Raw genomic sequence first — 12278 nt, 5'->3', positions numbered from 1 at the left:
CGCAAATCCCGTTGCGCCATCTACCCGCACAGCCTCGGGTGTTTCATCCTCGGCGCGCCCTTCGACGATCACCCGCGGGCCGGGTTTACAGACGCCTTGCCCATGCAGCGTATTGGTCATCACCTCGGTGGCCCCGAACAGCTGATGAAATACCCCGCCCTCCTGCAGTCGCACCTTGTGGCGCAGCGCGAATTGCTCGGCCAAGGTCACGTTTTGCGGCATCCGGTGGTTCATCCGCCCCGGCAACTCTCGGATTTCGGGGTGCAGGGTTCCACCCAGTGCCACGTTCACCTCTTGAAAGCCGCGGCAGATGCCAAAGATCGGCTGGCCAGCCTCGATGCAAGCGCGCACGAGTGGCAGCGTGATCGCATCGCGCGCGCGGTCAAAGCGGCCATGCGCCGGTGTCTCTGCCTCGCCATATTCCGAAGGGTGCACATTGGGTTGCCCGCCTGTCAGCAGGAACCCGTCAAAGACCGCCATCAGTTCAGGCACCGAAACAAAGCGCGGGTCGGTCGGAATGACCAAGGGCATCGCGCCCGCCACCTCGGCGACCGCCTGCGAATTCATCGTGCCCCCGGCATGCACCGGGTAGCGATCATTCAAATCGAAGGCATTGCCGATAATGCCGATCACTGGCCGCATGCTTACTCTCCCTGCGCTTCAACGAAAGATAGAGCGCGGGGTGCGCAAACGAAAGGTTTCTGATGCAAAGCCGGGCGTCGTTCGGCGCAACCCTGTTCTACACTCAGCTTGCATCAGAGTGTGGGCACGGGCCAAAGCCCCGCCGTCACTCGGCAGGTGCCGCTGTCTGAATGGCCGCGACGATGCCGTCGAGCACCTCGCCCAGAAGCACCGCGTCATCAGCCTCGCCCATCACGCGGATCAAAGGCTCTGTCCCCGACTTACGGATGACCAAACGCCCATGCCCGGCCAGCCGTGCTTCGGCCTCGGCGATCACCGCCTTGACCGCACCAGCGGCCAAAGGCTCTCGTCCCGCGCCAAAGCGCAAGTTGCGCAATTGCTGCGGCACGGGGGCAAACTGGCGCGCAAGCTCGCTCGCGCTTTTCCCCGTTTCGACCATCGCGGCCACGAATTGCAGCCCCGCAATCAGCCCGTCGCCGGTGGTGACATGGTCGGTCATCACGATATGGCCCGATTGCTCGCCACCAAGGTTGAATCCGCCTTGCCGCATCCGTTCCACCACATAGCGGTCACCGACCTTGGTGCGCTCCAGCTTAAGGCCGTGGCCTTCCAGAAACCGCTCCAGCCCAAGGTTTGACATCACCGTGGCCACCAGCGCACCGCCCCGCAGCCGCCCCTCGGCCGCCCAACGCGCGGCAAACAGCGCCATGATCTGATCACCATCGGCTACCTCGCCGTTCTGATCGATGATCAGCACCCGGTCGGCATCACCATCAAGACAGATGCCAAGGTCCGCGCCATGCGCCACCACCGCCGCCTCGGCCGCCTCTGTATGGGTCGAGCCGCAGTTTTCGTTGATGTTGAATCCATTGGGTGAAACCCCGACGGGAATGACCGTGGCGCCCAGTTCCCACAGCACTTCGGGGGCTGCGCGGTAGGCCGCGCCATTGGCGCAATCAACCACCACCTTCATCCCAGAAAGCAAGCCGCGCCCCGGAAATGTGGTCTTGGCATATTCGACATACCGCCCCAACCCATCTTCGATGCGCTTGGCGCGGCCGATGTTCTGCGGCTGCGCAGGTTCGATCACGCCCTCCATAATCGCCTCGATCTGCGACTCCGCCTCGTCCGAAAGCTTGAAACCGTCTGGGCCAAAGAACTTGATACCGTTGTCCGAGGCCGGGTTGTGACTGGCCGAAATCATGATGCCCAGATCGGCGCGCATCGACCGGGTCAAGAACCCCACCGCAGGGGTTGGCACAGGGCCAAGCAGCAGCACATTCATCCCGGTCGAGGTCAGCCCCGCGGTCAGCGCATTCTCGATCATGTAGCCCGAAAGCCGGGTATCCTTGCCGATTACCACACGGTGGTCGTTCTGCCCGAGCTTGCGGAAATGCCGCCCCGCCGCAGCACCCAGCCGCAGCGCGAGTTCGGCGGTCATCGGGTGGCTGTTGGCCTTCCCTCGCACGCCATCGGTGCCAAAAAGTTTTCGCGTCATCTCGCCCCCTACCCTACTTGCGCGATCGCGCGCCAAAGCCGTAGCCCCTGCGCCACCTCGGCCACATCATGTACGCGGTGCAATTGCACCCCCTGCGCCGCCGCCGCCAGCGTTACAGCCAGCGTTCCCGGCCCCCGCGCATCTGCCCGCTCTGCCCCGCCGATCCGCCCGATGAAGCGCTTGCGCGAAGCGCCCAGCAGGATCGGGCAGCCCAGCCCATGCAGCAGCGCCAAGCCCCGCAACAGCGCCAGATTATGCGCCTCGGTCTTGCCAAAGCCGATACCGGGATCGACCAGAACGCGCGCCCGCGCAATTCCGGCCGCCTCGGCCTGAGCAAGCCGAGCCTCGAGAAAATCATATACGTCGAGCAAAACATTCGCATAGGCGGGTGCTTGCTGCATGGTTTCAGGCGTGCCCTGCGCGTGCATCAGGCAAAGCCCCGCATTGGCAGCAGCCGCCACCGCTGCCATCTCGGCATCGAACCCGAGTGCGGCAACATCGTTGACCAGCACCGCACCCGCCGTAAGTGCGGCTTGTGCCACGGCGGCCTTACGCGTGTCGATCGACAGCGGCACGCCAAGCCCGGCCAGTGCCGCAATCACCGGGCGGGTGCGCGCTATTTCCTCGGCCACGGGCACTTCGGTTGCGCCGGGGCGCGTGCTTTCACCGCCGATGTCGAGAATATCAGCCCCCGCGCCGGCCATATCGCGGGCCGCTGCCGCAGCCTCTGGCGCGTCGCCATATAGGCCACCGTCAGAAAAGCTGTCGGGGGTGCAGTTGACAATGCCCATCAGGCGCGGCGCATCCCACCCAAGCCCTGCAATCGGCGCGCGCGGGGCCACCAGCCGCGCCCGCACCTCGGCTGGCAGATCGGCGGCAGGCCGCACCCCTTCGCTACCCGTACGGGTAAGCACCTCGACCCGGTCGAACCAACACCAGCCCCCCGCAAGCGTCAGCGCATCGGCTGGGCGGGCGGGGTCGGTCTGAACAATCGGGCGATAATAGCGGCGCATGCCAGCCATTCAGCGCATCGCGCGCGGTTTGGCAAGGCTTGGTGCAGCGATCAGAGCGGAACCGGGCAAAGCGGCACGCGGCTTCCCGCCGGTGCTGAAACAGCTCCGTGAAGTTCCAGCCGCTTAGCCGAAAGCGTTTCGGCCAGCCAAAGCGCCAGCGCCACACCATCGTGCACCTTTGGCCCATCCACCGCGTCGAGCACCAGCTTCGAGGGGGCCCAGACCACCATCTGGTGGTGCCGCATCGCCCAATCGATCTCGGTGCGGCTGGCAACCACAAGGCAGCGGCTATCGCGCGCGGCCAGAACCCAAGCGTTCTGCTCAATTGCCAAAAGCTCGATACGACGCTGTGTCGGGCGCTGCCCGCTTTGCGGCACAGCGCCGACAGGTGCGCCCACGGTCAAGATCACCGGGCTACCCTCGGCCAGCAGCGCATCGAGCCGCGCGCCCAGATCAGGGGCGGCGATCGCCGCGTTCGACAGATACGCAACCACCGGAAAAAGCGGCTCTGCCTCGCCCCCCGCGGCCTTCACACGCAGCGGGGCCGCCGCGCGCGAACGCACGATCTCCACCCCGAGCGCGCCCGGCCCCCGGTCAAGCTTTTCGATCCGCACGAATACCCGCATCGCCTGCCGCGCCGCCAGAATACGCTCGGCCACCCGTGCGGCCAGTGTTTCCAGCAGATTCACCCGCTCGGCGGCCAGCTCTGCGGCGATTGCCTCGGTCAAGCGGTCATAGGAAAGGATGCGGTCAACGTCATCTTCCAGCGGCGCAGGCGTTGCGCGCACTTCAACCACGATGTTGAAGCGCAGGCGCTGGCGATGCCCACGTTCTTGCTGAAATGCACCGATATCGGCTTCGACCACATGATCGCGCAGGCTGATCCTGTCGCGCGGGTCCGCGCCCGCAGAAGCCTCGGCGCGTTCTTCCGGGTGGCCGAAAGCCTGACTGATATCACTGCTCATCGCCCGCCGCCCTCGCCCCTTTGCCTGCCGCAATCATAAGACGCAGGCGCGTCGGGCGCACCCCCGAAACGGCATCGGCTGCAATGGCAGCGACCTCAGCCTGCGACAACAGTGCTCAGCGGCTTGCGGTAGAACGTGTGCACGCCGATCTGCGTCGTGCGCTCGAAATCAAGCCGCCACGCGGGACGCACCCAATAGGCATGGAAAAACGTGGCACCCTCGGTCAACTGCCGCGGAATACCGTCGATCAGTGCGCGGGCAACCTTGCCTACTTGCGCTGCCGCATCGGCATCGCCCAGCTTGTCCGAGCGACCATCGCAATAGTAGGAAAACTGGCAGCCACGCCCGTTCGATTGCTTGACCACGCCGCAGATCGTATTGGGAAATGCGGGGTCGCCGACACGATTGAGGATCACTTCGCCCACGGCGATCTGCCCGGCAATCGGCTCGCCGCGCGCTTCGAAATAGAGCGCTTGGCGCAAACATTCGAATTGCGTGTCACCGGCTGTGGCCTCTGGCTGCGCCGCAAGCCACGCGTCGTCATAAACCGGCACCACGGCTTCGCGCCGCCCGAACAGGCTGAACGCCGGTTTTGGTTCTTGTGTGAGTGTTTCAAGATGCGCGGCAGGCAAAGTCGCCAGTGCCACATGTTCCTGACCAAACAGCGCCGCCAAAGTAGGACCGACCCCGGTGGGATCGTTCGCACTACTCAAGACGGTTTGCGCCGAGGCAGGGACCGCAAGCAATAGCAGCAGCGCAAGGCGCCCCGCCACGTGTAACAGACCCGGCATTTTCCGCTCCAACCCAGTTCACGCCGCCGAGCAGATGGCGGCGACCGCAGTGACATACTGCAAAAAAAAGCGGAAGTCCATATCCTGTGGCAATATTGCAACAGTAAAGCGATTCGCACCGGCTGTTTGCCGCCCATGCGACCCCGAAATCAGGCCTGCGACGCGCCTCCTCGCGGGGCGAGCAGCGCAAAATGCGCCGCGGCCAGACGCGCTACCGGCACCCGGAAGGGCGAGCAGGAAACGTAGTCAAACCCCGCCGCGCGGCAGAACGCGATCGAATCCGGGTCGCCGCCATGTTCGCCGCAAACCGAGATCGTTACCCCCGGCCGCCGCGCGCGCCCGCGCTGTGCGCCGATCAGCAGAAGTTCACCCACGCCCTCTACATCAAGCACGTGAAACGGGTCTTCGGCATAGACCCGCTGGGTGACATAGGCCCCCATGAAACGCCCCGCGTCGTCGCGGCTAAGGCCGTAGGTCATCTGCGTCAGATCGTTGGTTCCGAACGAAAGGAACGCCGCATGTTCCGCAATCTCGCCCGCCCGCAGCGCTGCGCGCGGGGTTTCGACCATCACCCCCAACCGATAGGTAAACTCGGCCTTCAACTCGTTTTTCACGGCGGCGGCCACTGCGTCGATGCGGGTTTTGACGATCTCGACCTCGCGCGCCGCACTCACCAAGGGGATCATGATTTCCGGCACGATCTGTGCGCCGTGTCGGCTGGCCTCGATCGTCGCCTCGAAAATGGCGCGGGCCTGCATGTCATAGATTTCCGGCACGGTGATGCCCAGACGCACCCCGCGCATACCCAGCATCGGGTTGAACTCTGACAGCGCCTCGACCCGGCGCGTCACATCCGACAGCGGCTTGTCGAGCGCCTCGGCCAATTCGCGGATGCCTTCTCGGTCTTGCGGCAAAAACTCGTGCAGCGGCGGGTCGAACAGCCGGATGCAAACCGGCATCCCCGCCATGATGTCGAACAGCGCGGTGAAATCGGCGCGCTGCATCGGCAGCAAACGCTCCAACGCGATGCGGCGATCATGCGCGGTATCGGCAAAGATCATCTCGCGCATCACGGTCAGGCGGTCTTCGTCAAAGAACATATGCTCGGTGCGGCAAAGCCCGATTCCCTCGGCCTCGAACATACGTGCGGTGCGCGCGTCATCGGGCGTATCGGCATTGGCGCGGATGCCGATGTCGCGCACATTGTCCGCCCAGTGCAGCAACTTGCGAAAACCGTCATCCAACGCGGGTTCCAGCATCGCCGCCGCCCCCGCAAGCACTTCGCCATTGCTGCCGTCGATGGTGATGATATCGCCCTCGCGCAGCACCCGGCCATCAGATCCGCGTAGCGTGCGCTCGCGCGGATTAAGCGCGATGTCCGAGGCACCGACGATGCAGGGCAGGCCCAGACCGCGGGCAATCACCGCGGCGTGGCTGGTGATGCCGCCGCGTTCGGTCAGCACCGCCACTGCGGCATGCATACCGCGGATGTCTTCGGGTGCCGTCTCGCGGCGCACCAGCACACAAGGTTCATCGCGCGCCGCACTCGCCTGCGCGGCGGTGGCGCTGAAAACGATGCGCCCGGTGGCAGCACCGGGGCTGGCGGCGATACCGCGAGCAATACGGTCGCGCGGGCTGAGCGGATCGACCTGATAGTGCAGCAACTCAGATAGCGCGCGCGGTTCGATGCGCAGCAGCGCCTCTTCGCGGCTGATCACGCCGTCTTCGGCCAGCGACACCGCGATTTTCACCGCAGCGCGCGAGCTGCGCGCAACCCGCACCGCGTCGATCACAGAAAGGCTTCCATTTTCAACGGTGAACTCGATCTGCATTTCTTCGCGCAGCTTCATGCGGCAGACCAATTGTTGGCGCAGCAGTTCGGCAAAGACTTCGGGTGCCGCTTCTTCCAAAGACGCGCCGCGTGCATCGCGGGTAAGGTAGAGCGTTTCCACCGAAGCCGCGCGGCCCTGCGCCTGCCCGCGAAAACGCCCAGTGATCTGTGGCGCACCCGAGATGCTGTCAACGCATTGGATCGTGCCCGAACCCGAAAGGCCGGGGCCAATGCCAAGCGACATGCCCTGCACCACCAGCCCCAGCGCCGCCGCCGCAGGCGCGCCCTTGGCTTGGCGCAAAAGCCGCGCCGTGGTTCCTTCCCACGCCCGCGCCATCGAGCGCAGCACATCGGTCAGCTGCCGCACCGGGTCTTGGGGAAAGGGCTCGTCGGTTTCCGCTTCGTATGCGGCCAAGGCGGCGGCAAGCGCCTTTGGCGAGGGCGCGGCCGAAAACATATCGGGGTCAAGCCGTGCGACATGGGTGGCGAATGCCTGCACGAAGCGCAGATACAGCGCCTCGGCGGCCTCGCGCCCCAGTGTTGCGGCAAGCGCGTCGCAGCGCGCGTCGTTCATACCCACATTGAGCACGGTGCCGGGGCCGCCCCATTCGGGGTTTTCGGGGCTGCCGCGCACCGAAACAAGGAAATCGTCCCCGAACATCGCCACCAGCCGCGCGGTGTCTGGCATTTGCCCGGCGGCGATGGCGCGCACGCCTTCGGCCGAAAGCGCCACGGTGCGCGGCACCGGCAGATCGAGGCGGATCAACCGTTGCAGGCACTTGGCGCGCCAGCCGTGGCGCGCAGAGCTGACCGACGCGGTTGGCGTCAGTTCAACGAACTCTGCGAAATCGGCGTGTTTCTGCACTGCGGCATGCTCCCGTTTCGTTGGCAGCATAGGCGAAACGCGTAACGGAGCAAGCGCGGTTTGCAGCTTGCCTCGCCGCGTCACCCGGCCCCGTTTTACGCTATGGCCGGCACCTCAGCCCTCGACGCGGGTCAAATCGGCCACGCCAAGGCAAGTCTGGCGAATGCGGCTTAACAGGTTCAACCGGTTGCGCCGCAGAATCGCGTTTTCGGCATTTACCTGCACCGCTTCGAAAAACCCGTCGATCGGGGCGCGCAGGGCCGCCATAGCCGCCATGGCCGCCGCGAAATCTTCGGCCTCGATCGCCGGGGCGATGGCCGCCTCGGCGGCATCAAGGGCGGCAAACAGCGCGCGTTCCACATCGGTTTCGGCAAATTTCACATCAGCGCCGTAGGAATATTCCACGCCGTCCTTGGCCTCGGCTTGGGCAAGGATGTTGTTGGCCCGCTTGAAGCCCTGCAACAGATTCTCGCCATCGTCGGTTTTAAGAAACGCTGCAAGCGCCTCGGCCCGTTTGACCAGAAGGGTGAGGTCATCATTGCCGGGCATGGCAAGGCAGGCGTCGATCACATCGTGGCGGATGCCTTGGTCCTTGAGGTAAACCTTGAGGCGGTCGTGGAAGAAGGCGAGGAGGTCGATGGCGGTTTGCTTCGGATCAAGGCCAGTTACAGTAGCACCAGCGACGGCTTCTGCACTTGGGCGCGCAAGGCGATCTCGCACAGCCGAAAGGCTCGAAAGCGCAACATCAGCCAGCCCCAAGCGCACCCCATTCCCCAGCACCAACCGAATAACCCCCAGCGCCGCGCGGCGCAGTGCAAACGGGTCTTTGCTCCCCGTAGGCTTCTCATCAATCGCCCAGAACCCGCACAAAGTGTCGATCTTGTCCGCCAGCGCCACGGCCACGCTTACGGGCGCGGTTGGCACATCGTCACTTGGCCCAAGCGGTTGATAATGCTCGCGGCACGCCTCGGGCACGCCGTCGTTGTGCCCGGCGGCTTCGGCGTAATAGCGCCCCATGGTGCCTTGCAACTCGGGAAACTCACCCACCATCGCCGATTGCAGATCGGCCTTGGCGATGCGTGCGGCTTCGGCGGCAAGGTCGGGGGCGGCCCCCACCATGGGCGCAATTTCGCGCGCCAGCGCCTCGATGCGTTTTACGCGGTCAAGCTGGCTGCCAAGCTTGTTGTGGAAGGTGACATGGGCCAGCCCTTCGGCCATCGCCTCCAACCCCTCGGCCTTGACGTGGCGCAGATCGTTTTCCCAGAAGAAACGCGCATCCGACAGCCGCGCCGACAGCACCTTTTGGTTGCCGTGCAGAATGGTTGCACCGTGGTCTGCGGTTTCGCGGTTGGCGACCGTGATGAAACCTTCGATCCGCCCACTGGCCGGGTTTTTGACCGAAAAGAACTTCTGATGTTCGCGCATACTTGTTTGCAGCACCTCGGGCGGCAGGCCAAGAAAAGCATCGTCGATCTGCCCCATCAGCACCACCGGCCATTCCACGAGCCCCGCAACCTCGCCCAGAAGCCCCGCGTCGGGCACAACCTCAAGCCCCTTGGCGAAAGCCAGATTGCCCGCACTGGCCCAGATCATCGCTTCACGCTCTGCGGCATCCAGCATGACATAGGCGCGGCGCAACTTGGCGCTGTAATCCTCGAAGGAAGTGACCGAAAAGCGCCCCGGTGCCATGAAGCGGTGCCCCTCGGTCGTGTTGCCTGCGATGATACCGTCCACGTTCAGCGGCACCACCTCGGCCCCCGCTTCCGTGCAAAGCAGGCACAGGATCGAATGTAAGGGCCGCACCCAGCGCAAAGTGCCCGCCCCCCAGCGCATCGACTTGGGCCATGGGAAATTGCGGATTGCGGCTTCCAGCACCTCGGCCACAATCGCGGCGGCGGGGCGGCCCGGCCGCTCGATCAGCGCGAAATAGACCTGGCCCTTCTTGTCATCGCGCAGTTCCAACTGTTCACGCGAAAGCCCGGTCGAGCGCAGAAAACCTTCGATCGCGGCGGCGGGGGCGGTGGCGGCAGGGCCTTTGCGTTCTTCGCGCAAGGTGGGGCTTTCGGCACTCAGCCCTTCAATGGCCAGCGTCAGGCGGCGCGGCGTGGAAAAGGTCCCTGCCGAAGCATAGGTAAGGCCCGCGTTCACCAAACCGTCGGTGACGAGCTTTTTAAGGTCTTCACGCGCCCGCGCTTGCATCCGGGCCGGGATTTCTTCGGAAAAGAGTTCGATCAGAAGCTCGGGCATGTCACTTCTCCGCATTCGCATTCAGCTGGTGCCAGGCGTAGGCGCGACCATCGGGATAAAGCGCCACCACCCGGTCGACATCGGGGCTGATATTGGACACCGACAAAAAGGCGACCGCCCTGCCCGCCTCAAGATCGCGGCTGATTTGCCCGGCATCGAAGCAGTCGAACCAGCTTGGGCCGATAAGCGGCGTGGGCTGTTCGTAAATCTCAAAACTTTCGGTGGCCATGGCAATGCCGACGGGCGTGGTGAAACAGGCGCGATAGCGCAGCGGCGACGAGGTGGCGTCGATGCCCTGAAACCCCGCCGTCATGATCTGCTCTGGCTGCCCGGTCGCAAGGGCGGTCAGGCGGATTTCTGCACCGGGGGCCGCGGCGGGCACTGTGTCGTAATAGGCATAGACCTGAAAGTAATAGACCGCCGCTCCGGTCAGAAGTGCCGATACTACCAAGATGATCCCTACCGTCTTGCCGTTCACGCTGCCGCCCCGCCAGCTTCGGTTTGCACGAACGCATCGGCGCAAGCCTTGGCCAGCGCGCGCACCCGCCCGATATAGGCTTGCCGTTCGGTCACCGATATCACGCCGCGTGCGTCCAGCAGGTTGAAGAGGTGGCTGGCCTTGATGCACTGATCGTAGGCGGGGTGCGCCATGATGATGCGGCGGCCGGCCGTGTCTTCGGCGGGGGCGGCAAGGATGCGCGCACATTCGGCCTCGGCATCCTCAAAATGCTGCAAAAGCATCGCGGTATCGGCCTGATCGAAGTTCCAGCGCGAATATTCCTGCTCTGTCTGCTTGAAAACATCGCTGTATTTCAGCGCGATCGGGGCATCGGGGTCGTTGAAGGGCATGTCCATCACATGATCTATGCCCAGCACATACATCGCCAGCCGTTCCAACCCATAGGTCAACTCGCCCGCGACGGGGTGACAGTCGTGCCCCCCAACCTGCTGGAAATAGGTGAACTGGCTAACTTCCATGCCGTCACACCAAACCTCCCACCCAAGGCCCCAAGCGCCCAAGGTCGGGCTTTCCCAATCGTCCTCGACAAAGCGCACGTCATGCAGCGCAAGGTCGATGCCGATCGCCTCGAGACTGCCAAGGTAAAGCGCCTGAAGGTCTGGTGGCGACGGTTTGATCAGCACTTGATACTGGTAATAGTGCTGCAAGCGGTTGGGGTTTTCACCGTAGCGCCCATCGGTCGGGCGGCGCGAGGGCTGCACATAGGCCGCCGCCCATGGCCGCGTGCCAAGCGCGCGCAGCGTGGTCGCGGGGTGAAATGTTCCCGCCCCCACCTCCATGTCATAGGGCTGCAACACGGCGCAGCCCTTCGAGGCCCAATAATTCATGAGCCTGAGGATAATTTCCTGAAACGAGCGCGGCGTGGTCTGCGGCATTGGGGAACCTCGCGGGGCAAAAGCGCCTCTTCCTTATGCAGACCCTGCGCAAGGGTCAATCGCAAGCGACCACGGGCAGCAGGATTTTGAGGGTGACGCCGCCGTACATCCTGCTAATTTGGCCAAACGCGTAGGGGTCGCGTCAAGGGATCAGGGGTTTAAGGCGAATGTTTTTACGGCATTGGATGCTGGCGTTGGCAATTTTTGTGGTGAGCATTGCAGGTGCTGCAAGGGCTGAGCCCAGTTGGGTGCAGATCGAGGCCAAGCCCACGCAGGCTGAAGCCGAGGCACGGGCCGCGGCCTGGGCCACGACCTTTCCAAATGTTGGGGGCTTTGTCCTTGGCTCCGGCTGGTATGCCGTGGCGCTTGGGCCATTCAGCCAGCCCGAAGCGGTGGCGCAGGCCGAACTGCTGCGCGGCGAGGGTTTGATTCCCGCGGATGCTTTCGTGGCCGATGAAGAACGCTTTCGCGGCCGCTTCTGGCCCGCAAGTGCCAGTGCCGCGCCCCCTGTTGCCATAGCCCCGATCAACCCCGGCCAGCCCGGCGAAAACATCGCTGAAGCAAGGGCTTCGGAAAACCTGCTTAGCGCGGGCGAGCGGATGGCCTTGCAAGAGGCGCTGCAATGGCAGGGCTATTACACCGCGGGCATCGACGGCGCGTTCGGCCCCGGCACCCGCGGCTCGATGGCCGCGTGGCAGGCGGCGATTGGCGCCGAGCAGACGGGCATTCTGACCTCGGCGCAGCGCGCCGACCTTTTGGCGCGTACCGAAGGCGAGCGCGCGGCCCTTGGCCTGGCCGAAGTGCGCGATGACGAGGCCGCGATTTCGATCGTGATGCCAACCGCGATGGTAAAGTTCGAACGCTACGAACCACCCTTCGCGGTTTACAGTGCGCGCGACGGATCGGGTGTGCAGGTGCTGCTGATCTCGCAACCGGGCGACCAGACCGCGCTGTTCACGCTTTATGACATCATGCAGAGCTTCGAGATCGTGCCGCTGCAAGGCGCGCGCGAGCGCAGCGCAAGCCGTTTT

Annotated in this window: 10 protein-coding genes; 1 reads left to right on the top strand and 9 read right to left on the bottom strand. The window is 64.3% G+C overall.

All coding sequences use genetic code 11. The features are described from left to right. From ABY403_RS07205 to ABY403_RS07165, 9 genes are all read right to left on the bottom strand, one after another. Window positions 1–642, bottom strand: a 642-nt coding sequence (locus ABY403_RS07205; protein ID WP_372840082.1) for a gamma-glutamyl-gamma-aminobutyrate hydrolase family protein, incomplete at its 3' end; no start/stop codon positions are given. 145 nt (window positions 643–787) lie between these two features. Beyond that, window positions 788–2140, bottom strand: a complete 1353-nt coding sequence (glmM, locus tag ABY403_RS07200) for a phosphoglucosamine mutase (RefSeq protein ID WP_372840081.1) — start codon at window positions 2138–2140, stop codon at window positions 788–790. An 8-nt stretch (window positions 2141–2148) separates the two neighbouring features. Continuing rightward, entirely contained in the window at window positions 2149–3153 is a 1005-nt protein-coding gene (folP, locus tag ABY403_RS07195) for a dihydropteroate synthase (RefSeq protein ID WP_372840083.1), read from the bottom strand. Between the two features lie 50 nt (window positions 3154–3203). Continuing rightward, window positions 3204–4118, bottom strand: a complete 915-nt coding sequence (locus tag ABY403_RS07190) for a dihydroneopterin aldolase (RefSeq protein ID WP_372840080.1) — start codon at window positions 4116–4118, stop codon at window positions 3204–3206. A 95-nt stretch (window positions 4119–4213) separates the two neighbouring features. Beyond that, window positions 4214–4909 carry a cell wall hydrolase gene (locus ABY403_RS07185; protein ID WP_372840079.1) on the bottom strand — a complete coding sequence of 232 codons (696 nt, stop codon included), beginning with the start codon at window positions 4907–4909 and terminating at the stop codon, window positions 4214–4216. Between the two features lie 149 nt (window positions 4910–5058). Next, a complete protein-coding gene (locus tag ABY403_RS07180) occupies window positions 5059–7635 on the bottom strand; it encodes a putative PEP-binding protein (RefSeq protein WP_372840078.1) in 2577 nt (858 codons plus the stop codon). Between the two features lie 84 nt (window positions 7636–7719). Continuing rightward, the gene (glyS, locus tag ABY403_RS07175) at window positions 7720–9852 is read right to left on the bottom strand and encodes a glycine--tRNA ligase subunit beta (protein ID WP_372840077.1); all 2133 of its coding nucleotides are present in this window, start codon (window positions 9850–9852) and stop codon (window positions 7720–7722) included. Window position 9853: 1 nt separating this feature from the next. After that, entirely contained in the window at window positions 9854–10330 is a 477-nt protein-coding gene (locus ABY403_RS07170; protein WP_372840076.1) for a DUF6446 family protein, read from the bottom strand. After that, complete coding sequence (locus ABY403_RS07165) at window positions 10327–11247, bottom strand: glycine--tRNA ligase subunit alpha (RefSeq protein WP_372840075.1); 921 nt, start codon at window positions 11245–11247, stop codon at window positions 10327–10329. Before ABY403_RS07165 ends, ABY403_RS07170 begins: the two co-directional genes overlap by 4 nt. A gap of 167 nt (window positions 11248–11414) precedes the next feature. Here ABY403_RS07165 and ABY403_RS07160 point away from each other — a divergent pair. Then, window positions 11415–12278: peptidoglycan-binding protein (locus tag ABY403_RS07160; RefSeq protein ID WP_372840074.1), on the top strand; the 864-nt coding region annotated here is incomplete at its 3' end.

Source organism: Phaeovulum sp. (genome assembly GCF_041596715.1).
GTDB lineage: Bacteria > Pseudomonadota > Alphaproteobacteria > Rhodobacterales > Rhodobacteraceae > UBA6213.
The sequence above is the reverse complement of the archived record's forward strand: the minus strand, read 5'-3'. Positions and strand labels throughout refer to the sequence as shown.